At 43.5% G+C, this 24,786-nt stretch carries 21 protein-coding genes and 1 pseudogene; 10 read left to right on the forward strand and 12 right to left on the reverse strand.

What is annotated here, in order from left to right:
- Positions 1 to 131 precede the first annotated feature (131 nt).
- Together MFMK1_RS17325 and MFMK1_RS17330 are read left to right on the forward strand one after the other, a co-directional pair.
- Entirely contained in the window at positions 132 to 1,478 is a 1,347-nt protein-coding gene (locus MFMK1_RS17325) for a histidine kinase (RefSeq protein ID WP_366922930.1), read from the forward strand.
- Positions 1,453 to 2,205 (forward strand): LytR/AlgR family response regulator transcription factor, encoded by a 753-nt coding sequence (locus MFMK1_RS17330; RefSeq protein WP_366922931.1) that lies wholly within the window; start codon positions 1,453 to 1,455, stop codon positions 2,203 to 2,205. The genes MFMK1_RS17325 and MFMK1_RS17330 overlap by 26 nt, the downstream gene beginning before the upstream one ends.
- Positions 2,206 to 2,263: 58 nt before the next feature.
- On the opposite strand, the gene MFMK1_RS17335 is transcribed toward MFMK1_RS17330, so the two are convergent.
- Positions 2,264 to 3,451, reverse strand: coding sequence for an FprA family A-type flavoprotein (locus MFMK1_RS17335; protein ID WP_366922932.1), 1,188 nt, complete (start codon positions 3,449 to 3,451; stop codon positions 2,264 to 2,266).
- 275 nt (positions 3,452 to 3,726) lie between these two features.
- On the opposite strand from MFMK1_RS17335, the gene dmpI reads away from it, so the two are divergent.
- Both dmpI and MFMK1_RS17345 read left to right on the forward strand, forming a co-directional pair.
- On the forward strand, positions 3,727 to 3,918 hold the full coding sequence (gene dmpI / locus MFMK1_RS17340) for a 4-oxalocrotonate tautomerase DmpI (RefSeq protein WP_366922933.1): 192 nt from the start codon (positions 3,727 to 3,729) through the stop codon (positions 3,916 to 3,918).
- 163 nt (positions 3,919 to 4,081) lie between these two features.
- Positions 4,082 to 4,885, forward strand: coding sequence for a protease complex subunit PrcB family protein (locus tag MFMK1_RS17345; RefSeq protein ID WP_366922934.1), 804 nt, complete (start codon positions 4,082 to 4,084; stop codon positions 4,883 to 4,885).
- An 81-nt stretch (positions 4,886 to 4,966) separates the two neighbouring features.
- On the opposite strand, the gene MFMK1_RS17350 is transcribed toward MFMK1_RS17345, so the two are convergent.
- The 5 genes and pseudogenes from MFMK1_RS17350 to MFMK1_RS17370 all read right to left on the reverse strand — a co-directional run bounded on the left by MFMK1_RS17350 (position 4,967) and on the right by MFMK1_RS17370 (position 10,791).
- Positions 4,967 to 6,484, reverse strand: a complete 1,518-nt coding sequence (locus MFMK1_RS17350; protein WP_366922935.1) for a site-specific DNA-methyltransferase — start codon at positions 6,482 to 6,484, stop codon at positions 4,967 to 4,969.
- A 126-nt stretch (positions 6,485 to 6,610) separates the two neighbouring features.
- On the reverse strand, positions 6,611 to 7,123 hold the full coding sequence (locus MFMK1_RS17355) for a hypothetical protein (protein WP_366922936.1): 513 nt from the start codon (positions 7,121 to 7,123) through the stop codon (positions 6,611 to 6,613).
- Positions 7,124 to 7,242: 119 nt separating this feature from the next.
- Positions 7,243 to 8,823: a phosphoenolpyruvate carboxykinase (ATP) gene (pckA, locus tag MFMK1_RS17360; RefSeq protein ID WP_366922937.1), complete on the reverse strand. Its 1,581-nt coding sequence runs from the start codon at positions 8,821 to 8,823 to the stop codon at positions 7,243 to 7,245.
- 538 nt (positions 8,824 to 9,361) lie between these two features.
- A complete protein-coding gene (locus tag MFMK1_RS17365; RefSeq protein ID WP_366922938.1) occupies positions 9,362 to 10,057 on the reverse strand; it encodes a phosphatase PAP2 family protein in 696 nt (231 codons plus the stop codon).
- Between the two features lie 93 nt (positions 10,058 to 10,150).
- Positions 10,151 to 10,791: pseudogene (locus MFMK1_RS17370) on the reverse strand (FMN-dependent NADH-azoreductase).
- 144 nt (positions 10,792 to 10,935) lie between these two features.
- On the opposite strand from MFMK1_RS17370, the gene MFMK1_RS17375 reads away from it, so the two are divergent.
- Positions 10,936 to 11,283 carry a cupin domain-containing protein gene (locus tag MFMK1_RS17375; protein WP_366922939.1) on the forward strand — a complete coding sequence of 116 codons (348 nt, stop codon included), beginning with the start codon at positions 10,936 to 10,938 and terminating at the stop codon, positions 11,281 to 11,283.
- A gap of 114 nt (positions 11,284 to 11,397) precedes the next feature.
- On the opposite strand, the gene MFMK1_RS17380 is transcribed toward MFMK1_RS17375, so the two are convergent.
- The 5 genes from MFMK1_RS17380 to MFMK1_RS17400 all read right to left on the reverse strand — a co-directional run bounded on the left by MFMK1_RS17380 (position 11,398) and on the right by MFMK1_RS17400 (position 17,424).
- The gene (locus MFMK1_RS17380) at positions 11,398 to 12,123 is read right to left on the reverse strand and encodes a 3'-5' exonuclease (protein ID WP_366922940.1); all 726 of its coding nucleotides are present in this window, start codon (positions 12,121 to 12,123) and stop codon (positions 11,398 to 11,400) included.
- Between the two features lie 12 nt (positions 12,124 to 12,135).
- Positions 12,136 to 14,037: a DUF294 nucleotidyltransferase-like domain-containing protein gene (locus MFMK1_RS17385; protein WP_366922941.1), complete on the reverse strand. Its 1,902-nt coding sequence runs from the start codon at positions 14,035 to 14,037 to the stop codon at positions 12,136 to 12,138.
- Between the two features lie 184 nt (positions 14,038 to 14,221).
- Entirely contained in the window at positions 14,222 to 16,492 is a 2,271-nt protein-coding gene (locus MFMK1_RS17390; RefSeq protein ID WP_366922942.1) for a tetratricopeptide repeat protein, read from the reverse strand.
- Position 16,493: 1 nt separating this feature from the next.
- A complete protein-coding gene (locus MFMK1_RS17395) occupies positions 16,494 to 16,868 on the reverse strand; it encodes a hypothetical protein (RefSeq protein ID WP_366922943.1) in 375 nt (124 codons plus the stop codon).
- Positions 16,861 to 17,424: an RNA polymerase sigma factor gene (locus MFMK1_RS17400; RefSeq protein ID WP_366922944.1), complete on the reverse strand. Its 564-nt coding sequence runs from the start codon at positions 17,422 to 17,424 to the stop codon at positions 16,861 to 16,863. The genes MFMK1_RS17395 and MFMK1_RS17400 overlap by 8 nt, the downstream gene beginning before the upstream one ends.
- Before the next feature lie 232 nt (positions 17,425 to 17,656).
- On the opposite strand from MFMK1_RS17400, the gene MFMK1_RS17405 reads away from it, so the two are divergent.
- The 4 genes from MFMK1_RS17405 (at position 17,657) to MFMK1_RS17420 (ending at position 21,594) form a co-directional block, all read left to right on the forward strand.
- A complete protein-coding gene (locus MFMK1_RS17405; RefSeq protein WP_366922945.1) occupies positions 17,657 to 18,583 on the forward strand; it encodes an ABC transporter ATP-binding protein in 927 nt (308 codons plus the stop codon).
- A complete protein-coding gene (locus tag MFMK1_RS17410) occupies positions 18,576 to 19,346 on the forward strand; it encodes an ABC transporter permease (RefSeq protein WP_366922946.1) in 771 nt (256 codons plus the stop codon). Before MFMK1_RS17405 ends, MFMK1_RS17410 begins: the two co-directional genes overlap by 8 nt.
- Before the next feature lie 77 nt (positions 19,347 to 19,423).
- Positions 19,424 to 20,125, forward strand: coding sequence for a response regulator transcription factor (locus tag MFMK1_RS17415; protein WP_366922947.1), 702 nt, complete (start codon positions 19,424 to 19,426; stop codon positions 20,123 to 20,125).
- Positions 20,122 to 21,594, forward strand: coding sequence for a sensor histidine kinase (locus tag MFMK1_RS17420; RefSeq protein ID WP_366922948.1), 1,473 nt, complete (start codon positions 20,122 to 20,124; stop codon positions 21,592 to 21,594). The genes MFMK1_RS17415 and MFMK1_RS17420 overlap by 4 nt, the downstream gene beginning before the upstream one ends.
- A gap of 594 nt (positions 21,595 to 22,188) precedes the next feature.
- Here MFMK1_RS17420 and MFMK1_RS17425 read toward each other — a convergent pair.
- On the reverse strand, positions 22,189 to 23,451 hold the full coding sequence (locus MFMK1_RS17425) for a hemolysin family protein (RefSeq protein WP_366924972.1): 1,263 nt from the start codon (positions 23,449 to 23,451) through the stop codon (positions 22,189 to 22,191).
- Between the two features lie 244 nt (positions 23,452 to 23,695).
- On the opposite strand from MFMK1_RS17425, the gene MFMK1_RS17430 reads away from it, so the two are divergent.
- Entirely contained in the window at positions 23,696 to 24,208 is a 513-nt protein-coding gene (locus MFMK1_RS17430; RefSeq protein ID WP_366922949.1) for a DUF6125 family protein, read from the forward strand.
- Positions 24,209 to 24,786 lie beyond the last annotated feature (578 nt).

Here is a 24,786-nt window from a genome sequence, read left to right on the forward strand (position 1 = left end):
TATACAGCTTTACTGCACTATCTGCATAGACTAATCGTAGCAACATTTGCCAGACATGGTACTGCAGGAATAACTATTACCATTGTCGAAATATTATTAATATTTATTATTAGAGGGGGCAGGTATACTTGATGTACCTTAGATTGGTAATTATAGCCGGGTTATTAAGCGGATTGCAAATGATACTTTTCATACAGTTATTTGTGCTCGACTCATGGAAAGTTATTGCTTCACTTCTCTTAATAAATTTTATTACGCTTACTATTACATCCGGATGGTTGAAACAAGCATCTGTTGACGAACAGGAAGAAAATAATGAACATCTGGCTTCTTATGACCCGACCTTAAAAATTGCAAATGAAACGCTGCCAATCCTTCGGGGTGGTCTCACCGAACAGTCTGCCCATAAAACCGCAGAAATTATTCAAAAGATTGCCGATGTGCCCGCAGTGGCAGTGACCAATAAAGAACAGGTCTTGAGCTATCTGGGCGCAGGGTGTGAAATGCACCAACCTGGTGATAAAATTTTAACCGAGGCTACCAAAGAGGTTATTAAATCAGGACAGCATAAAGTAGTACAAACAGCCAAACAGCTAAATTGCCCTGTAGAGAACTGCGATTGCCCTCTGGCTGCCGCTGTAATAGTTCCTTTAAAAAACAAAGGTGAAGTAGTCGGCACCTTAAAACTTTATCAAACTCAGGATGGACAGCTGCCGCCACATACAATTCGTCTAGCCATTGGAATTGGGCAACTGTTAAGCATGCAAATCGAGCTTTCAGAACTTGACCGTCAGACCCAACTATTAACTATGGCAAAGCTTGATGCCCTGCATGCACAGATAAACCCGCACTTTTTCTTCAATACGCTTAACACTATTATCATGTACAGTCGAACCAATCCCGACCGAGCCCGAAGATTACTCATTCGACTGGCGGAATTTTTCAGACAAACCTTAAAACGCCATGGGCATTTCATTACACTGCGGGAAGAGTTGGAATGTGTCAATACTTACTTGGTTCTGGAAAAAGCTCGTTTCGGTGATAAGCTCCAAATAATTGAGGAAGTTGACGAAAGTTTAATGAACTACAAGCTCCCCGTGCTCAGTATTCAACCGCTGATAGAAAACGCAGTTAAACATGGTGTTACCCCTAAGGTTGGTACCGGAGCAGTCAAAGTCACTGCCCGCAAAGAAATCAACGAATTGGTACTAAGTGTAGTGGATGATGGCGTTGGTATCCCAGCAGACAAATTACAGCAGGTACTGCAGCCAGGGGTTGGCTCAGGCAATGGGGTAGGTATGAGCAATGTCCATGAAAGAATTAAAACTCTCTTCGGTGAAGACTACGGTTTGAAGATTGTCAGTTACCCTGACCAGGGAACTTCCATTGAAATGCGCATTCCTCTTCTCATCAATGAAGAAGAGACTGTGGAACGAGGAGGCCTAAACTATTATGAAGCTGAAAGCGCTCATCGTTGATGATGAATATCCAGCCCGCAAAGAGCTCCGCTTTTTACTAGACCAATTTGAAAATGTGGAAGTGGTCGGCGAAGCCACAAACGCTCGAGAGGCATTAAAGCTCATTTCGGCTTTGAATTATTCCGTTTTATTTTTGGATGTAGAAATGCCGGGGATGACCGGCCTAGAATTAAGCTCCATTATCCAGGAACTCCCCAAACGACCTTATATAATCTTTGTCACAGCATATGAAGAATATGCTGTAAAGGCTTTTGAAGTCAATGCAGTTGACTACTTATTAAAACCATTTGATGAAAAGCGTTTACACCAAGCCATGCAAAAACTTTTTAAGCTGGTAGAAAAAAATAAAGAAAAAGAAAAAGCCGTACACGGTAGTGGGGAAGAGCACACTAAGCTGGACCGCCTACCCGTGGAGAAGGATGGAAAAACTCTGCTCATTCCAGAAACAGAAATCATTTATGCATATACGCAGGACGATAGTGTCTTCTTAAAAACTACCAAAGACCTATATGTTTCCAAATATACACTTAAAGAACTTGAAAGTCGGTTAAATAGCACTGTCTTTTTCCGCACCCACCGCTGTTACATTGTCAACCTTGGCAAAGTACAGGAGATTATTCCCTTTTTCAATGGCACATACAATCTTGTTGTTAATGACGACCATCGCAGCAAGGTACCTGTAAGTCGAAACCAAGCTAAAAACTTAAAAAAGTTCTTAGGTATGTAAATATAAACCGCACGGTAAGTTCCCGTGCGGTTTATATTTACAAATTATTGTTCAACGGTCAGGCTAACCGCTCGGCTATTTTTTGGCCCCAGGCATAACATTCTTCCAGCTTTTCCGGGGTGGGTACATACTTCGCTTCCAAGCCCTCATTCATCACTTCTACTCCAGCAGCATTTAGGGTTTCGGTAATAGATTTTACTGCTCCACCGCGCCAACCATAAGAACCAAAAGCTGCACCCATTTTCTTACGCGGCTTTAGCCCTTTTAAATCTTCTAAAATTGCCGCCAGCGACGGAAGATAATCATTGTTTATGGTAGACGAACCTACCAGTAAGCACTTGGCGGTTAGAAGTTCAGCTATTATATCATTTCTGTCAGTTTTATGCGCCTGGAACAGCTTTGCCTCCACCCCGCCGGCTTTAATCCCGTCAATGATTGCCCTAGCCATCTTCTCCGTACTGCTCCACATGGTATCAAAAACAATCACCACTTTATTTTCACCTTCGCCCTCTGCCCACTTGGCATAAGCATTGATAATCTTGCCAGGGTCCTTACGCCAGATGATACCATGGCTGGGAGCGATAGTTTTAATTTCGATACCCATCTTTTGCACTTCAGCAAGCTTTTTCAGCACCAATTTGCTGAAGGGGGTAAGAATATTGGCATAGTATTTTGCTGCTTCAGTCATCAACTGATGCTCATCTACCAAGTCATCAAACATTCCGGTAGTCGCAATATGCTGGCCAAAGGCATCGTTGGGCAGCAGCAGTGCATCCTCGGGAACATAAGTAAACATGCTATCCGGCCAATGCAGCATTGGTGCTTCAACGAAAGTCAGTGTCTTACTCCCTAAACTAACCTTATCGCCGGTCTTCACCACTTGGACATTATATTCGCCGTGGTATTGTTCCATTAATCCTTCTTTTCCTTTGGCGGTGCAGAGCACAGTGGCATTAGGCGCCAACTTTATCAATTCCGGAAATGCACCGGAATGATCCGGTTCGGTGTGGTTTACCACTATGTAGTCAATATTCGTAGGGTCTATATATTCTTTGATATTTTCAATGAAACTTTCGGTGAAAGGCCTGTAAACAGTATCCACCACCGCAACCTTCTCATCTTTAATCAGGTACGAATTATATGTGGTGCCACGATGGGTGGTGTACGCGGGTCCATGAAACAGCCGAATATTCCAATCCACTGCCCCTATCCAGTAAACTCCTTCAATAACACGAAAAGTACGCATCTTTTCATTCCTCCTCTTTTTAAATGACAGGCATCAAAGTATTAACGTTTCAGAGATGATTTCTCATCCGCAATGCAACAAAAGAGCAAAGGACATGGATCTTCTACATTGATCAACGGCGAAACTATCGGTTGATATTATTGTTACCCTAAAAGCCCTTATTATTTACTTTCTGTTTGAACCCATTAATTGCTTGCCACCAAAAGGGATATAATCCCAAGTGAAGAAGGATATATTAGAATAAAGAATATATCACATGAAGGGAGGCTTTGAAAATGCCTATTATTACTATTGACGCTGGTAAGATGGAAAAAAAGCAGAAAGAAACATTGATTGAAGGTTTTACAAAAACCGCCAGCACAACTTTAAACATCCCTGAACAGGCTTTCGTTGTACTGATAAAGGAAAACGACCCCGATAATGTCGGCACTGGCGGCGTAATGCTATCTAAAAAACAGGCCGATTAACGATTGGCATCCATTGCGCTTTTCGAACCTCTTTAATAACTTCGGCCATGCCGGAGTTATTACTTAATGTATAGGAAAATTTTTTAAAGCTCCTGGTTGAAACATTCTTCTTCCCAGCATCGTCTAATAGTATTGAATTTAAGGAAAGTGAGGTTCGAAAAGCGTGAAAAAAATCCATTTAGCACTGATGTTAATGTTGATGTTGTCCCTATTGGTGACGGGATGTTTGGGAACTAACGGCAAAACTGATCAAAATCAGCCTTCTCAACAACCATCGGAAACCAATGATGGAGGCCAGAAAGATAATTCCCAAGGGACCTATCCTGATGAGATTGCTGCTTGGCTGGAAACTTTTAAACCTATTTTTGTCGCCGATTCCAAGGTAATCGGTAACGAGACCTTCCTTATGGTAAGTTGGGGAGAGAAATCCACCGGGGGATACGATGTCAATATTAAGGAAATCAAGGAAACCGCTGAAAAAATCACAGTTCTAGTAGAATTTACTGAACCGGAACCAGGCGCTATGGTTACCCAGGCATTAACCTATCCAAATGCCGTGGAAGTATTGGATAAGGCCACGGATAAAGATATTGAATTCACGGCAACCGACCCCAATATCTTTATTCCACACTTATACGGTTACGATGCCGTAACCGGCGGCTTTGAAAAAAGAAATGATTATATTGCGGTGACAGAATTCAAGGCTACCCCGGAGCAGCTGCACGTCAGCGGTATAGCCCGCGCCTTTGAAGGAGGCATTAGCTATGCCCTCCTGGATTCCGAAGGCGAAACACTAGATACCGGCCACATTATGACTGCTGCAGGTGCACCAAATTGGGGCGGCTTTAATTTGGATTACCCTGCTCCTCCCCTGGGTCAGGGAGATAAGTTGCAGCTTTTTGAAGCCAGCGCCAAAGATGGTAGTAAAACCCATATACTGGAATTTAACTTGACACCGGCTAAGTAAATATAATGAATCTTAACAATGGACGCTTATTTTTATCAACCTGATGGTTGGCCGAGGAGCACTGCAAATTTGCAGTGCTCCTTAAATTTTATTTAGTGTAAAGTAGCCAAATCCGCCGCCACCATGCCAACCCACCTGCTTGCTAATACCTGAAGCGTCTTCACCGCTAACCACCCTCTTTAATCTAGGCAGGCAGATGGTTTCCGCATGATCTCCCACCTCAATAGCAACCCAGCGTCTTCCTAATTTATGAGCCACAGCAGCGGTTGTACCAGAACCCAAAAAACAGTCCATTACCCAGTCTCCTTCTTCGGTAGCAAATTCTATCACACGCTTCAATAGACTTTCAGGCTTCTTTGAACGCTTAAAAACACAACCTCCTTCTCTGGCTGTACCGGTTACATTTATTTCTTCATGCTTCCACACATCATTGATATCTACCCGCCGATAAACATGGCCGTCCACCAACTGAGAGTAATCTTTAAGGAATAGTAGTTTACGCCCGTTTAAGAAATAATCACAAACCTGCTCTCCCCGCCTCTTTCCTTTGCTGGGAGTATATTCAGCCCGATATAAGACATCTTTAGCGCCCATTTCCAATAAAAGCCGCTGTTGAAATGTTGACTCTTTTTGAATACTGACTGATTGAACCATCTGCGAAAAATTTTCCGTTAGAAATACACGCTTGGCCTGCTGCGTAAGGTTATCAAAGGACAGAGATTGGTTGAGGGCCTTTGTTAGTAAACTCTGCTCTGCCTCACCGCATTCAATCCTACTAATGGCATCACTGTGGCGCTGCAACCATTGGTTCGCCGCCGCACGAAGTTTACGCACTTTAAACCGCGTAAGACTATACTGACCGTAACGGTAAATACGGATTATGTTTCCCCGGCGATCCGTATTCTCTGCCACAAGCCGCGCCGGGGAATGTATTTGTAACACTTGATTATACTGCCTTAGTACCTGGTCAGTGGCCAGAACGACCTTTTTATCCTCATAAACCTTAACCTTGTCGATATCCTTGGCGTAGACCAAGAGATATTCGCTGGTGTGCGGAATTACCGAAGAGCCCTGACCCAATACCGTTCTCCCGTCCGGAGCCCGCTGCCAGGTTATCTCCGACACAAAATTATCTCTGCCAAAGATCTCATCGGCAAGCACCTTTAAATAACTTTTCTCTTCGTAACCAATATGAATAAAGATAGTGCCTGACGGTTTTAAAAAGCGTTTTACCATTGCCAAACGTGTCTGCATCATTGACAGCCATATTCCATGGTCAAACTCATCCATATAGCCCATGGTACCGTTAGCTGCATTAAAAGGCGGGTCTATATAGATACATTGAATTTTACCTGTGAAATCCTTTTCCAGCGCTTTCAGTACGTACAGATTATCTCCCTTAATGAGTAAATTCCCATCCAAAAAAGTGCCCGACAAGCGAGACATGTTTCCTATGTATTGGCAGTTGTTTAAGGGATATCCTGTCAGGTCTTCTTCCTCTCCCCAAATAGGCAGTCCCTGCTCATCCAAAGCTAGCAGCCACTTATCTTTGCCATCCCAATTAAGCCGTATCTTGCCCAATACCCTCACCACTTTCATTCTGCCCTTCATGTTTCTAACACAGATTCTGCAATTAGGCTAAATTATCCTGCCATAAGCAGCTGCACAATGATTCACTCAGCCGGACGCGCTTAGAATTTAAAAAGAGCCAGAACAACTGGCTCCCTAGAAATATTCTTCATCTGTTGATGGGTCACGAAAAAAGCCCATTTGCTTAAGCGAATACGCTGTAATCATGCTGTATATTATTAAACTTACCAGCATAGAAAGCACATCGCCCATACTCCATTTAATATCGGCCGGGTAATGAAATGCCTTGGATATCAAGCCGAAGTTAAATAGCCAAATAGCAACCCCTAATCCGGCAGCTTTAAATAAATAGCTTTCTTCTGTGAATATATAGGAATACATAAAAGCAATAATAACTCCAAAAAAAGCGCCAATTATCATGGCAGCTAAAAAACCGAACAGCCAAAAAGCCAGATTATGCTCATATCCTTTCATAACCACGGTTATGGCCGTGGCGTTGTTATCATATTTAGCGATGTTCAGTACCTGCATTAATTCGTTAAAGATGTATTTGGCAATTGCACCAATTATACCGGCCCAGGTGCCTCTGACGAATTCATGACGCTGCTCTAATTTGAAGATAATTTTTGCCTCCCGCTTAGCCGTCACTTTCTTTATTTTTGCCCAGATTAAGTGATGTTAATTCCATTAAGTAAAAAGAAACCGCACCAAAGGGATGGTGGGTTTCCTTTTTAGAAATATTAAAAAGTATACACATGTATTTTACATTATTCAATCTTTGGTCCTGCCGTAGTAAGTTTATCCGGTACACCGCTAAACTTTTTGAAATTATCAGCAAATCTCCGGGCTAATCCTTTGGCGGCGCGGTCGTATTCCTCTTTATTACTCCAGGTTGCCCGGGGCTCAAGTATCTCAGTGGGCACACCGGGACAACTAACCGGCAGAGAGATGTCAAATACCGGGTCAGAGCGATATGCCACATCGTCCAATTGGCCGTTCAATGCCGCAGTAACCATAGCTCGGGTGTAGTTGAGGTTCATTCTATTACCCACTCCGTAAGGACCACCGGACCAACCGGTATTTATTAAGAATACCCGAGTGTTATGCTTAGCGATTCTATCTCCGAGCATCGCTGCGTAAACCATCGGCCTTAACGGTAAAAAAGGCGCACCAAAGCATGTCGAAAATGTTGCCTGCGGCTCTTTAATACCCCGTTCCGTTCCTGCCAGTTTACTGGTGTAGCCAGAAAGGAAATAATACATGGCTTGCTCTGCATTTAATTTAGCAATAGGCGGCATAACGCCAAATGCATCGGCAGTAAGAAATATTACCGTCTCAGGGTGATCACCGGCACCGGACTGTACCACACCGGGTATAAAATCAATAGGATATCCTGCCCGAGTGTTTTCCGTATGTTTGTCACTGTCGTAGTCTGCCGCCCGGGTAAGCGGGTCAATTGCTACATTTTCTATTACTGTACCAAAACGAATCGCTTCCCATATCTGCGGTTCCTTCTCCTTACTGAGATTGATGCATTTTGCATAGCATCCGCCTTCGAAATTAAATACGCCTGAATCCGACCAACCATGCTCATCATCACCAATTAAATACCTGTCCGGGTCCGCAGAAAGAGTAGTCTTCCCGGTGCCGGAAAGGCCAAAAAATAACGCAGCATCACCATTCTTGCCGACATTAGCAGAACAATGCATGGGAAATACATCCCGCTTCGGCAGCAGGTAATTCATAACGCCAAAAATGGATTTCTTCATCTCACCAGCATAATGAGTACCGCCAATAATTACAACCTTTTCATCGTAATTAACCACCACAAAGGCCTCGGAGTTAGTTCCATCCACCTCAGGGTCAGCTTTAAAACCCGGTGCCCCGATTAAAGTGAACTCTGGTTGATAACTATTCAATTCATCTTTGGTAGGCCGAATAAAAAGCTGGTGAACAAAAAGATTTTGCCATGCAAATTCGTTAATAAATCGAACCGGAAGACGATATTCTTGGTCCGCTCCGGCATAACCGTCAAATATAAATACGTCCCGGTTTTGCAAATACGCCAATAAACGTTGGTATAACAGCTCAAATTTTTCTTGGGACATAGGCCTGTTTACCGTACCCCAGTCAATGTCGCCATTCAGACCTGGAGTATCGACAGTAAACTTATCGTCAGGAGAACGCCCGGTATATTTACCCGTAAGAAGCGATAGTGCTCCATTAGACGCCATTGTACCTTCACCGCGTGCTAACGCCTTTTCCACCAATTGCGCAACCGAAAGATTGCGATACACTTTTCCGGAAGTATTATTACTTAGCAGCTGTCCATCAATTTGTGGCTTCATACTTCTCTCCTCTGTCGCTGATTTAGTATTGAGTCTACACGTCTTAGCAATTTCGATATTTATCGCCTTTTTCCTGCTACTTACTACAAATATTTCATACAAATATTTCATTATCCAGAAATAGTATGACACATTTAATACATCCCCGCTTTATTCCATTACATGCTGCTTTAACCCTTCATCTGGTCTTAATCCCGTAGCCGCAAGTTATCGGGTAACGGTACAGGACTGAGGTAAGTTTTCCTATTACGTACGGTACAAAACTGTGCTCATGTAAGAATTGATGTGAAAGGTCCGCCCTAGACTTAGGACGATAGGGAAAGGCTATAAAACGAAGTCGCTCAAAAAACAAAATTATATGGGGGTACCTGACGGCATCCCCCAAACTTTTATTCAGCCATTAAATTCACTAATAGTTTCTCAACAATTTCTTTGCCCTTGGCTAAAGCTGGCGCTACTTTTGAAACACCAGTTCTCCGGTTATGTCAACACCTTTTTGACTTTAGATCTTCGGGGCCAAACTCTTCGGGCCGTATAGCTACGTTCCTTCATTACCATCATGCACTCGCTTACCTTTATAATACCTGATTCCGTTTAATGCTGTAATACAGGCGGCAAGCCATGCCCCTCCGGCGGCAAAACCAGCAATCACATCACTGGGAAAATGAACACCAAGGTAAATGCGGCTAATACCAATGGCGGTAATTAAAACCGCCGTCAGCAGTAAAATCACCCAAGCATAGGTTGTCCGTTCTTTTAAATTTAACCAAATTATATAACCCAGCATGCCGTAAAATGCTGCGGAAACCATAGCATGGCCGCTGGGGAAACTGTAACCCCCTGCTTCTACCAGATGTTTTATTCCCGGGCGGCTGCGGTGAAAGGCCGCCTTTAGAGCTTCATTAAGCAGCCATCCTCCTGCTAAAGCAACCGCCAAAATAACCGTTTCCCAAGTATGCTTGATTCTAAATGCTAAATAAGCGGCCGCCATCAAAAACAGGGGTATCTCTATGGTAGCTGAACCCAAGTCCGTCACAAAAATGATGGACCGGGTAACCCTTGTGTCGGAGAAACTGCGAATAAAGTCCCCCCATACATTGTCAAAATTCATTAGTGAATTCATCAACACCCCTTGGGCCATCTCTGCAAACACTTTGATAAGAAAAATTCCCGCTAACAATCCAATAATTAGCTGAATAACCAATCTTCCTAAGGGCGTTTTCCAGTAGTGCATTTCATCACCCCATTAAAATAAAAATAATAAAAGGCTGCGGGTACCATACCTTTAAGGGGTCCGCCGCCGGCCTAGCCTTGCTGCTTATTAAATCTACTTGGCAAACTCCTTACCCGCCTGTTTCGCCCGTTCCATCGCCTGGGACTTGATGTCATCAACCTTATCCGGCATTGCAGCATCCCTTCAGCAATGACAGATGCTGCAGTCTCTACCCCAAGGAAACTCAATATCCCCCGTATGTAACGATCGCCAAATTCTAAGTCTTTAGCCGGCCCTTCGGAATACATCCCGCCTCGGGCTTGAATGTGGATGCCTTTCTTCCCGTTCATCAATCCTACCGGGCCCTGCTCGGTATATTTGAAAGTTTTGCCGACAATACAAATTGTGTCTATATAGGCCTTCATTTTTGGCGGCACAGAGAGATTCCATAATGGAGTTACAAAGACATATTTGTCTGCAGCCGTAAACTGGTCCACCATTTGGTTCATCTGGCCAACCTTGTTTTTTTCTGCATCACTCAATGCATCAAAATCCGTACCCTGCTGCAGTTTATCCCATGCACTAAGAACATACTTATCTACAAAAGGTATGTCCGTCTCGTAGAGGTCTATTTCTGTTATTTCATCATTAGGACTTTCCTGGCGATAGGCCTCCAAAAATGCTTGTGCCATAGACAAACTATACGAATACTCCACAGGCTTAGGATTAGCGGTTATGTTCAACACTTTTGCCACTTATAATTCCCCTTTCTGAATATTGATTTTTTATACCATCAATTAACATAACCAAAATACCCAAAAGTATAATTTAACAACCTGAGACAGCAGGAAAAAGCAAAAATAAATGGAATTGCTCATTAAAAGAAGGGAGGACAACTTATGTATGTAAGTAATGTCAAGGACATTAAGTCTACAACAGTAAACGCCCCTGGTGTGAAAAACGCTTTGAAGCAGGTATTAATCGGTCCCGAGCAGGGATGGGAAGGCTGGGTTATGCGCCACTTTACTTTGGGGGCATCTGGCAATTCCCCTAAGCACTCCCATCCTTGGCCTCATATCAATTATATCGTCAGTGGCGAAGGGATACTGTTTCTTGACGGAAATGAGCACAACTTAGGTCCGGGCAGCGTTGCATATGTCCCCGGGGGAACGGAACACCAGTTCAGAAATAATGGCACAGCGGACTTTGCATTTATCTGCATCGTCCCGGAAGAAGGAGACGTATAAGCATACTTACTAGATTACGAATGTCATTTCACCGCCATATTGGCATAAAAGTAAGATTAAACAAGCCGGACCCAGTTAATAACCGGGTCCGGCTTTCTTTGCGGTAAAGTATCCTCAAAACATCGCCCGCCAATGTAAGAAATAATATAACTGTGCCAGGGTGTTTAAATTCCTGGATTGAGCAGCTTCCCTCAATAATATTACCAGAAGCTTTGCGGTCACCAATGCGTCTCCCGGCGCAGTATGTCGACCCGCAGCATCAATGTCGTATTTGCGTACCAACTGGTCCAAGGTAAAATCTGATGCTTCTGGGTGTAGAGCGCGGTATAATACTGCTACATCCAACACATGGTGGTTGAGCTTCGTTTTACAGCAGCGACGCAATTTTAAATTAATGAATCTAAAATCAAAGTCTAATCTATATCCCACCAATACCCGGTTAAATGCTAAGGTAAGGAATTGTTCCAAAACGGTATATATTGTCGGTGCACCGGCTAATTGTTCCGGACGCACTCCGGTTAATTCCTGAATTTCCAAGGGTAATTCAACCTGAGGATTAACCAAGTTATCGTACATTTTGTTTTCTTCGATAGTTAGACCCGACATGGGTACGGCTGCGAACCAGATAATCTCATCACCTGCCATTGGGTGAAGCCCAGTGGTTTCTGTATCGATAACTAAAAAGGGCACATCCCACAGCGGCAGTTTCATCAAATTATCCTGTTCACAACCTGCAGCAAGGTGGGAAATTATCTTTGCTTTCATACCTACCATATCCTGGTCAAGCCGCTGCCTATTCAATATGCTGTTATATAAAAACTTTAGTATCGGTACTGTCATACATCTCCCTCCCTACTTCCTTACCTGCAGCGCTTGGCCTGTAAGATGCTGCAGCTTTTTCACTGCCCAAAAGGCATCCTTTAGAACCGTCCGTTCCCTTTTACTCAATGACACTGGATTGACATAGTTATCAGGCACCAAACCCTTGTTTGCTTTGGTGAGATTTCCTTTTAAGCGCAACATTAACAGAGACTGATAGGCAGTATTAAAGATTTCGCTATCGTCGCTGGATAGAACCCCTTTGTCAGCAAGCTGGGTTATCCTCTCAAATGTTGAATTCTCGTCTATATTCTCACGGAGCGCAAAGATACGCACACAATCCACTAAATGGACACTAGCAGCCGTTTTCAAATTCAACTGCCCCCGATGTTTTCGGGACTTCTCCGTGATAACATTGCCGAGCCAACTGATAGGTACGCCATGCTCTAAATCATCCCTAGCCAGATACTTTAATACCACGGGCATTTGGTTGAATTTCTGAAAAATGTACCGCCTCAGTTCGTACGCCATGTCCTGCAAACCATAGACAGGGCGGAAATCCAGGAAGATTGTTAAGTCTCTAAGTTTTTGCCCCTCCGGTTCCAATACCCATTTATCCATATCCTTTTTCCAAGCAGAAACAGATTTGCACCACTTAGGGCTATTTGCCATAACACCCCCATTACAGCGAGAAAAGCCACATCTTTCTAAGCCAGAGACAATTTTTTCACCTAAATTAAGAAAATATTTTTCTAAACTTGCTGTTTGTTTAGAGCTGCTATCTGCATAGATTATTCCGTTATCCTGGTCAGTACGAAATAATTGCTCCTTCCTACCGCCGCTGCCCATGACAATATGGCAGTACGATACCGGCGGCGTCCCCCAGCCTTCCTGTTCCATTTCTTTCTCAGCAAGGACGATAATCTTCCGCGTGAGACGATCATTAAGCTCCGTAATCACTTCACAAATTTCCGGGATGGGAGCCTTCTCGTAGAATAGTGCCGTTAAGACATGGTCCGCCTCGCGGCGGGCAGCAACCAATGCATCCAGGTTGTCTTCTGTCTCAATTCTGTCTACAATAGTCAGTGCACCACTGGAACGGGCCTTGACCAAATCCCTAAGGCTTACCACCCCGGAAATGTCTTCCCCATCCGTGACAACCACATGCTTAACTCGATTTCTGACCATCGCAAGCAGTGCCTGGTAGAAAAAAGCATCCGGCGGCAGTGTCACTACTTCTGTATCCATTACCGCTGAAACACCCAGTTCCCGTGGTTTCTGATCAGCAGCCACCACCTTGGTAACCAAGTCCTTCTCAGTGATAATACCCACCAGCTTATCTCCTGCAAGGACCAAAAGAGAACCAATATTATGCTTTGCCATAATCTCCCCCGCTTCAGCAGCATTATGGCTTGTATCGCAAGACACGGCTTCCTTAGTCATCAGTTCCGATACTTTTTTCCGAAATGGTCGGCTGTCCAAACCTGTGGCTAAGTGAGAATGCTCTAAATATAATTCTTCATACAGACCTCTGGCTCGTTGTGTCAATATCTTGCTGAAGAAATTGGCAAAGTTCAAATCATTTGCCAACAAATATTCAAAATCAGTATTCTTTAAGGTCATGCAAACCAGCGAGCTGACTACTTTAATAGACCCGGCATATTCCTTCTGGGACAGAATCCCGGTCTCTCCAAAAAAGTCACCGGGCTTCCTGGTTCCTACTACATATTCATTGCCTGTGTCATTCTCTACCAGTACTTCGGCCAATCCTTCTACTACAAAAAACAGCTTTTCCAAAGACTTCTGTCCATGGTGAAAAACATACTCTTCCGCTTTAAACCTTTCCACTTCCATATGTTCTATGACCCACTCAAATGTCTGCGGGTCCAAGTCACTAAATGGTGCACTAGATCTGACTACCCGATTGTTTTTCACAGGCATCCCTCCCCATGATGAACCCCTTAGTACATTTTACGCAGCAGTATCTATCTTAATAATATTTTCTAACAATTCTGTAAATTACCTTTATTTTGGTGTTGATATATTATTAAAAAAAAGATAGACCCGCACAGAATGCGAGTCATAACAAGCGAAAACATTTTATTCTATTAGAAAGCTGTTACCAAGCCAGTTTTTCAAAAAATGCAGCTAATGTGTCATCGTTAATCTCAGCAATACTTTCCTCTAACAATTCCCGGGGGTAATTACGTGCCGTGGCCCTAATAAGCAGTCCCTTGATAAATTGGTCATGCGCACTATCCCCCAGCGATTCAAGGGCTGGGTCATAATGCCCTGCTGCAATCGCTTTCTCTGAATCAGTTTTTACTGCATAGCCCTTTTGAATATATTGCTTCAGTAGCTGCAAGTACTCTGAGCCATCATCTACCTGTTCCGCAAACCACAGGGCCTGCTCATTTTTATTAAGCAGCAAGGCTAAAATAACCGGAAACTCACGGACATACTCTCCATTTTCCATCGCAACAACATTCTTCAAATTAGCCAGCGCCTTAGCCGGCTCACCCAGATGAAATTGCAGCCGGGCAATTCGATAATGGACATACCATTGTTCTTCACCGGTGCCCAATAATGTTTCAAAAATGTCCATTGCCTCTTGGTTCATTCCCGCATTGTAATAAGCATCGGCTAACGCCTTACGCACCTCGGGGGTATCTTCCACCGCTAACACTCTGCGGTAATATTTAGCGGCCTCAGCAGGGTTCTTTTGGTCATGTTCTATCCCCAGGTCATATAAACGAGCCAAAACCAACAACGCATGAACGTCTTTGGAGTTCTCCTGCAGCCGCTTTTGATATTGGGCAACGGCCTCTTCATACTTTCGCTCTAACAACAACCGGTCCGCATCGGTCAAACCGGTGTCCTCTATCTTAAACATCGGTAAGTCCTTCTCCCGAGCAAAAAAACCATATCCAGTACTGTCGCTGATTCGTTCACCCGCTTCATCGTAGGCAACAACACCCCATGTATATTCACCGCCATAGTACAGCGGCCCTAAGACGGATAAGGGGTCTACCTTGCCGCCGGAATATGATATGCTGCGGCTAAACCTAGATTTCTTTATTTCATCCTGGATGTCTACCGTTAGTTCATTATCCCTAATATCATGACGAAAACTACCGGTATACGTACCATTGATATTACCTTCAGCATCACGATTTACCACACCCAGCATTATATCGTAATAAGCCGCGCCAGCAACTTTCTGCCAAGCAAACTGAATAATATCCTCTTTTACGGTACCCGCCAAAGGCGACTTAAGCTCAATCACCGGAATAAAATCACGGTCCATTATAGCAGCTTGTGCCGGGGCAAGTGTTATTCTCTCCTCCCGCGTTCTTAGTGTATATCCCCGAATATCTTCTGCCATAAGCGTTAATCCCAAAGCGTATTCTCCGGCGGTTAAATTTTCGAATTGATAACGCCCTTTTTGGTCAGTCACATCAAAGGGGATACCTTCAGTGTTTGAAGAATAATGGCTGTCGTCATAATCCTGAAGTAAATACACTTTGACATCTGCCATAGGTTCACCATTCTTTGTTATCCGGCCTCTGATAACACCGGTGTTTTCCCCTTCTTCAAGTCCGGTCAATTGGCTTAAATAGCGCTGAGAAATTTCCTGCCAATGATCAATATTCATACGAACAGTCTCCTGTCCCTCATCTTGTAGCAGCTCCGTCAAATCTCTTTCCGCTTTTATAGGAATCCCTTCAAAAATTTGTCGTGCCTGGTCAAAACGCTTCAGAGCCATTAACGCTTCACCCTTAAGCCGCATCATTTCTAAAGGATTAGCAGTAGGTTTTTGCGCCAAACTTTTATTTACCAGCTCCAATGCCTTCTCATTTTGCTCCTGCTCAAGATAGATTTTCGTCAACAGTTCCGTGCTGCTGGAATCGCCCATACCGCTTTCTTCCAACGACTGCATCAGATAATATTCAGCGTTTTTATAATCGGACAGCGCGTAATATGCTTCACCTAATTCCCTATAGGAGTGCCGGGCCCAGGGGGATTGAGGATAGCGCTCTATGACAGCGCTAAATTTACCTATGGCTTTTTCTATGGATTCTTTTGGGCCAAAGCCATCGCCGGTACCAATAGATCTGGGGAAAATATTAATCGCACCAGGTACACCATTGCCGCGTATATCCTGCTGTGCAGAGAAATACAATGCCCTGGCGGCTTTCGCGGAATATGGAAAGTACTTAGCCACTGTTTCGTAATAAGCAGTTGCTTTTTTGGTCTCCCCCCGGGAAGAAAAATCTTGGGCCCTGGTAAAAATTAAGCCGGGCGCGGTTAAATACGCCGCCGCCAGTAAAAATAGGCCCGTTAGTCCCAGCCTCACCAATTGTCTTCCCGTCAATCTCACTTTAAACATACTATTTTACCTCCCCAGTCATCGGTACATATACTATCTGCATGCTTCCATCCGGCGCAGATGTTATTTGGCGGGCATAATACACCGGTTGGTCATTCTGTCCCTTTTTAGTGTTGTCACTGCTTAGAAAATTAATATTTACGGCCAGGGCCGCAATTAGAAACAGCCCGATTACAGGGGTTAAAGATATTTCATAGGTAGTTTCCAAGAATAATTCATAGCGATATTTTAATTTCTGCCAAAGGCCCACAGGACGCCGGCTCAATTCCTCTGACATGATCCCAACCATCTTTACTTTTTGTTCTGGGCTGAAGCTAGCACCATCCACTCCCCCCTTAATCAGTATTTCCTTAATCTTTCTATCCTCGTTATTCACTGAAAACCACCTCCTTTTTAGTCAAATTCTCTTTCAAGAGTATTCTAGCGCGGGATAATTTGCTTTTTACCGTGCCTTCCGGCTGCTGCAATATCGCACTTATCTCTCTAATATTTAGCTCCTCCAGATAATAAAGGACCAACACTTCCCGGTATTTAAGCGGAAAACCTTTTAAGGTACTTATCACTGCCTCCCGCTCTTCATCCCTTAAAATAATACTCTCCGGTTGTTCTCCAGGCGGGGCCGCGGCAAAATCAAAATCCCCGGCATTAAAAGCCATCACCTGCCGAAACCAGCCGCCGCGAATACGGTTTTTTGCCAGGTTGACTGTGATACGATAAATCCAAGTCTCTAAGGAGGACTGCCCCTTAAAAGAGCCAATCCTCCGACATACTTGAAGGAAGGTATCCTGGACCACCTCTTCCGCTAACTGCCGGTCTCCGATAATAGCTAAAGCCGTTCGCAGTAGCCGGTCAGCAAGCCGTTCAACCAACTGCTCTACCGCTTCTTCCTCGGCATTTTTTAATTGTTCCACCAGTTCTTTTTCCGTCAACATATACCATCCTCCGGCTCTGTCTAATAATTAGACACCACAAATTCGAAAATGGTTGCATTTATTAAGGATTATTCTACCGCCCTTTTTAGCTGTAATCCTGCTATTACTTCCACGCTTTCACCGGTCATCCTTTGTTCGTTAATAAATTCTTAATATCTTCATAAGACTAATGTAAGCTTTACCTGACAGAATAAGGGTGTAGTCAAAGAACGGTAAAAAGGAAGTGACCGAAATGACGAAAAAAGCAGTCCTTGAAGTAATTAATCTATCCAAGAGCTTCGGTGCCAAGAGAGTGGTAAATGACATTTCGCTAGATGTGTCCGAGGGCGATATTTATGGTTTTCTAGGACCTAATGGCGCCGGCAAAACTACCACTATACGCATGCTTCTGGGACTTGTCCACCCTGATGCAGGCACTGTAAACATTAACGGCCATAACCTGATGCACAATTTCAACGATGCAATTAATAGTGTCGGCGCCCTAGTTGAAACTCCAGCATTCCACCTATCGTTATCCGGGCACCAAAATCTAGCTTTGATAAAAAATTTACATCCTCAAATACCCGAAAAACGTATTCACGAAGTGCTGGAAATGGTGAGACTTGATAATAAGGCAAATGACCAAGTCAAAACCTATTCCCTGGGTATGAAGCAACGGTTGGGAATTGCCCGAACACTGCTGCACTACCCAAAACTAGTCATTTTGGACGAACCAACTAATGGTCTTGATCCCCAAGGTATGAAGGAAGTGCGGGAAATGATATGCCAATTGTCATTGGAGCAGGACATTACCTTCTTTATTTCCACCCATCTGCTGCATGAGGTAGAGCAAACTTGTAACAAAGTGGCTATCTTACAAGAGGGCGATTTAATTGCTCAAGGTTCCGTGAAACAACTGTTGGCTCACAATAATGAAGTAGTGGAAATAATTACAGATGAAACAGACCTGGCCATAGACATTCTGCGCTCCGCCCCTTTCATCAAATCCATCGGTAAAACCTCTCAGGGATTAAGTGTGGAGTTAGATAGAGGTTTTTCGGCCAGTACTAACAAAATGCTAGTATCCCGGGGTATTGCTGTAAACTATGTCATCCCTAAACAGCAGTCCTTTGAGCAATATTTCTTAGACTTAACCCAAGGAGGCGAAAGCCATGTATAACCTAATAAAAAACGAAGTAATAAAGATATTTGCTGGTAAAAGAATGCTTGTCTTCATGATAATCACCCTGGTATTCAGTCTCCTGCCAAAGCTGGAAGCTGTACTTGGTGAAATTCCTCTTGAGATAACTGGTCAAAATATGCCCCTTTATATGCTTAACTCTATGACTAATCTCATTCTGCCCATCTTCTTGATCATTACCGTGGCAGATATGATTACCGGAGAATATGCTGGGGGCACCTTAAAACTGTCGCTGCTTCATCCGGTATCCCGTACTAAACTATTGACGGCGAAATTAATCTCATTAGTAATACCGATGGTTTTTCTACTGGCCTTTGCGCAAATGACCGGGCACTTACTTGGCACAATATTTTTTGGTTGGGGCGAACAGCTGACATTCCATGATGTGTCGTTATCCACCGGCAAGGGACTGCTGGTCACTGCCGGGGCCCACTTGGTATCCATTATACCCTTGCTGACCTTTTCAGCAGTGATTTTGCTGCTAGCATTGCAATTTACCAATACCGGTGCGGCAGTGGGAATATCCATCGGGCTGTTGATGACCCTAAGTGTATTAGGACAACTAGCGGTAAATCTCCGCCCTTATCTGCTGATTAGCTATTTTGAAGCAGTCCCAAAACTTTTTGTTACTGCTTCCGGCCATCGTGAATTTTTAACGGCCGCTGTTGTGATGGCCATTTACGGAGGTACGTCATATCTAATTAGCATTTATCAATTTAGTAAGAAGGATATTTTGTTTTAAAGGCAAAGTCTCTTATGTGGCTAACAAGTAGGTTCGTTCCATAACTACCGGTCCGGGCCTGAAAGTAGGTGAAATTCTTGTCCCAAGAAAAAATTCTTATAGTAGAGGACGAAAAGGAAATTGCTCTGCTAATTCGGGACTATTTAGTTAAAGAAGGATTTGAAGTTATTATTGCATCTGATGGTGAAGAAGGCCTGGCGCTTTATCGCAGAGAACGACCGTTATTGGTTGTTCTTGATATAATGCTGCCGAAACTGGATGGAATGGAAGTCTGCAGAATAATCCGCAGTAACTCTACAATCCCCATTCTGATGCTCAGCGCCAAAAAATCCGATGTCGATAAGATCCTCGGCTTGGGGTTGGGCGCAGATGACTACATGACAAAACCCTTTAGTCCCGGGGAATTGGTAGCAAGAGTTAAGGCACAAATACGGCGTTATACCACACTTTCAGCCCCGGAAAATACAAGACAAACATTAAAATTCCCCAACCTGGAAATAGATGGCGCCGGATATAACGTTCAGTTGGACGGTAAAACAATTGAACTCTCCGCAAAAGAATTTGAGATCCTTTACTGCTTGGCCCAGCACCCAGGGCAGGTATTTACCAGGGAACAGATCTTCGATCACGTGTGGGGTTATGATGATTACGGGGATATTAATACGGTCACGGTACATATCCGCAGAATCCGCGAGAAAATGGAACAGAACCCATCAAAACCCGTATTTCTTAAAACAGTCTGGGGAGTGGGCTACAAATTTGACGGAGCAAGCCTATGAAAACAGGTATTAAAGCTCGCTTGATTACCGCTTTTATTATTATCGTTACCGTACCTGTCGCTATTACCCTGGTTGCACTCAGTGTGACATTATCGCGTGCTCAAAGCGCTGACCAAATCAATGAAGAAGGTCTAAACAAACTAATCCAAGCTAACGACCGTGTCATAAAAGAGGTCCAAAATAATTACCCGTTGCTTAACCAAGACCGTGATACCTTCTCTCGTAAAATAAAGCCTTTGTTGCTAAAGTATAAATTGACTCTCTTATTGACAAATGAAAGCGGCAAGGAGATCTATAATTCTCGGGAAGATAGTAATGATATTCAAAACCATAAAAATAAAGTTGCTAGCCTTGCTGCGCTAAGCAGTAAATTATTTAAATTCACCACACCTATTTTTATAGATGGACAAGTAGCTGCAAAAGCAATTATCCAGGTTGACCCATCGGGACAGCCATTACGGGGTTTTTCCAACATCATAGTATCTGTTATTAGTAGTTTTTCCCTTGGCTTTTTATCGCTGTTGATACTTATGGTTATATTTACCTGGTACATTTCCCGTAGTATTTTAACTCCTTTATCAGAGTTGAACAATGCTGCACAAAATATATCCCAAGGTAATCTGGAATTTGAAATTATCAATAAAAGAGACGATGAATTGGGTAAATTCGCCCGGGCCTTTGATAACATGAGGCATCGGCTCAAAGAATCTTTGGATAAACAGGCGGCATATCAACGCGCACGAAAGGAAATGATTGCGGGCATCTCTCACGATTTGCGCACGCCCATTGCCTCCATTAAGGGTTATGTTGAGGGTCTTCAGGATGGAGTCGCCTCCAATAAGGAAATGTTTGACCGCTACTTAGCCGTGATTAAAAACAAAACTGAACAGCTCGACCGACTAATTGACGATTTATCCCAGTTTTCCCAACTGGAATTAGGCAAAGTGACATTAACCCTGACCACAGAAAATAGCGCGGCGCTTTTAAACGATATAATTAAAAACTGGGAGTTGGAGTTTAGTAACGAACCCATCGATTTTAAAGTAATTAGACCGTTTCCCTCGGTCTCTCTTGAAGTTGACCGTTATAGGCTAATTCAAGTGATAGACAATTTGGTTGAAAATGCCCGCCGGCATGTATCCAAAGATGGGGAAATCACAATTAGCGCCGTGCAGGAAAATCAACTTATTATCATCTCGGTATCTGATAATGGTACCGGCATTAGCGGTGAGGATTTACCCCATATTTTTGAACTCTTCTATAGAGGAGAAAGATCCCGTTCACGTGCTTACGGTGGGTCAGGTCTGGGTTTAGCTATCTGCAAACACATAGTTGAAGCTCATGGCGGTATCATCTGGGCCGAAAGCAAGTACGGACAGGGCAGTGTATTTAAGTTTACCTTACCTGCCGGCGATCTATTGGAGCGTCGTAAAACCCCCAAATTGCTTAATAGTAAATATTTAAGTTAATCCAATTGGGGACAAATGTATTCCGTGCCATTCGGCATTTAGAGGTAATGCTTTTGCACCAAAGGCATCAAGGGGGGCTACGGCACAAGTTACCAATTCTCCTATACTCTTACCCAGGAACCCCCCCTGGGTGCTTCGCACCCAACCACCGCCATCAGCTTCCTTCAGACCCTTTCGCCGCAGAAAACGCTCTTGTTACAGCTTGTCTTCCCATTAAGCTAGGTGACAGGTTTTCTTTCAAACCATTGGCTCGGCAACATGCCTCGCAAACAAAGTAAAGGGATGGCCACAGAAATTTCGTAACCCGCATTTTACCGGTCCATTTCCTTTGAAGATAGATTGGTTTAGCCAAGTTGAAATTTACCTGCACAGGCGCCCTCCTTTCCGATGTAACCTAGTGCACTAGTTAACTAGTGCACTATTGGTATATTTCACCCGTCAGGGTAATGTCAACCCCAGAAAGTGATATATTTAAAAAAAATACTGACCCATTAAGGTCAGCCATTCGCCGATATTCAGATGTCCGCACCTGATAACTTATTCTTGAATTTAAAGCTTTCTTTCTCAAGTAAGATAGAGCTATAGCAGTAGACTTTAGCCGCGCTTTACCGCCAATACCTTCGTAATGCGTATCCCGCTTATCTCCAGAACCTGAAAACAATATCCCCCAGCGAAAATTTCATCTCCTGCAGTTGGCCTTCTTCCTAATTTGCTAAAAACAAATCCCCCGATGGTTGCAACATTTTTTTCATCCAATCTAACGTCTAGGATGTCGGAAACCTCCTCCAAAAGCACCCGGCCGTTTATTTCGTAGTCCTGCTCTCCAACCTTTTTTATAGACGGTTGATCTGTATCGAATTCGTCGTAGATTTCACCTACCAATTCCTCCACCAAATCCTCTATGGTTACCAGTCCCGCAGTTCCCCCGAACTCGTCCACTACCACCGCCATGTGGTTCCGTTCACTGCGCATTTTTTGTACCAAGTGAGAAATTGGCATATTTTCCGGTGCCACAATAATTTCCCGCTTAAACTGCGTAATATTACCCGTTGATGCATTATCACCCAGGTCAAATAGGTCCCGCATATGAATTAAGCCGATGACATTATCCTTTTCCCCTTCACAAAGGGGAAAACGGGTATGCCCGTATTGCTTAACTACCTCCATAATGTTAGCAAATGATTGACCGGCGAAAATACAAATCATATCCTGCCGCGGTACCATTACTTCACTGACCACCCGATCGGAGAATTCAAAAACATTGTCCAACAGCTTACCTTCCATCTTATCTAAATGACCGTGACGCTGACTGACTTCTACCAGCATCCTCAGCTCCTTTTCAGTGTGACCCAAGTCACCCTCGTTCCCTTGACGCACGCCGCCTAGATGTAAAAGCAAATTAGCAATGGCATTTAATGCCCATATTGCAGGATAAAAAATGCGGTAAAACAGCTTTAACAACCCTGCTGTGCTCAAAGCAATGCTTTCAGGTTTCTGGATAGCAAGAGATTTAGGCACCAATTCTCCTAACACTATATGCAAAAATGTGATAATTACAAACGCAATAATTATAGAAATAGAATGAGTATATACTTCGGTCCATCCGGTTATCCCTTTGAATAACGGATCCAACAACCCCGCTATTGCCGGTTCACCTAACCAGCCAAGCCCCAATGAAGCAAGGGTAATGCCCAACTGGCAGGCCGAAAGATATTCGTTAAGAGAGGATGTAACACCCAAAGCAGTATCAGCAGTCTTTGAACCCTTTTCTGCAAGCTCAACTAATCTGGTTTTCCGTACCTTAACAAAAGAAAATTCGGCACCTACGAAAAATGCATTTAATAACACCAGAAATATAGCGGCAAAAATCTTAAAGATGCTCCAGATTACTTCCGACAATCTAGCACCTCCTAGTAACGAGTTATATTTTTATGTTGTCCAAACCCACTCTGATATAATTAATCTATGTCTATTTCGATGGCTAGGAAGCAAATTTGTGCAAAGATATGTATAAAATATTCAATTTTCATAATATTTGTTGAATATGTGGTAATTCTTGGTTTATACTTAGTGTTAGATTATTCAGGGGAGGGGAAAAAAATTGCGTGATTTTAAAGATTTGTCTAAAGAGGAACTGCTGGCGTACGTTACTGATGCAGCAAAAAACTGGCTCGCCCACGATGGGTTGTGGTTCCAGGAGGTAGAAAAGGCTTACGGTATAGAAAAAGCCAATGAATTTAATAGAAATGCCTGGGAGAAGCTCACTGTAATTGAAGCAAAAAGGATTATGAAAAGCTTTGGGATCGAATCTGGTGGAGGTTTAGATGCCTTAGAACAGGCACTCCGTTTTCGCATGTACGCTGTAATTAATGTATGGAAAGTAGAGCGGCCCGATGATAAAACGCTCAGATACCTGATGGTTGATTGCCGTGTCCAATCGGCCAGACACCGCAAGAATATGACACCGCATCCTTGTAAGCCAGTAGGCTTAGTTGAATATGGTGATTTCGCCAAAACAATTGACCCGCGTATTAAAACAAGCTGTCTCAGCTGCCCGCCGGAACGTACTACGGAAGATTACTGGTGCGGCTGGGAATTTACCATTACCGATTAAATTTTATTTCCATTTGATGAAAACAGTAGCAGCGATTTAATGCTGTTACTGTTTTTTTCTGTAACGAATATCTTTCTACCATATAGATGTCTAAAACTAAGTTAATTGTTGTCAATTATTTTTCGGAACATTTAAGTTAAATACTCGTCCTAAATAGTAAAACTTCCTTTAGGAGGGGTATTATTCTTACGAAAAGACATTTGCGGTTGACTAAGCAAAAACTTACTTTTTTAGCAACTGTTACTTTGTTCTTGGGGCTTCTACTCTCAGGATGCACAAGCCCCCAGCCGGCAGACCAAAATGAGCAGTCCGTAAATAGGCCAATTCATCTCGCCACGCCAAAAGAACCACCGGCCAATAACAGTGAATCACCCGGAGATCAGCTGACCAAACACTCCACATCCGATGAAGATTTTTATCAGGATGTAGCGGGGACGCTCATTTCCTTTCCGGCTAAAAATTCCATACAAGTCCGTCTCGTTAGCAATCATCCATTTGGCACTAGCGGCTCTAAAGCTTTCTTATTGTCTGACAGGGTACAAAAACAACTTAATGATAACGCCCGGTTAGAAAAAGGC

The organism is Metallumcola ferriviriculae (genome assembly GCF_035573695.1).
Lineage (GTDB): Bacteria > Bacillota > JADQBR01 > JADQBR01 > JADQBR01 > Metallumcola > Metallumcola ferriviriculae.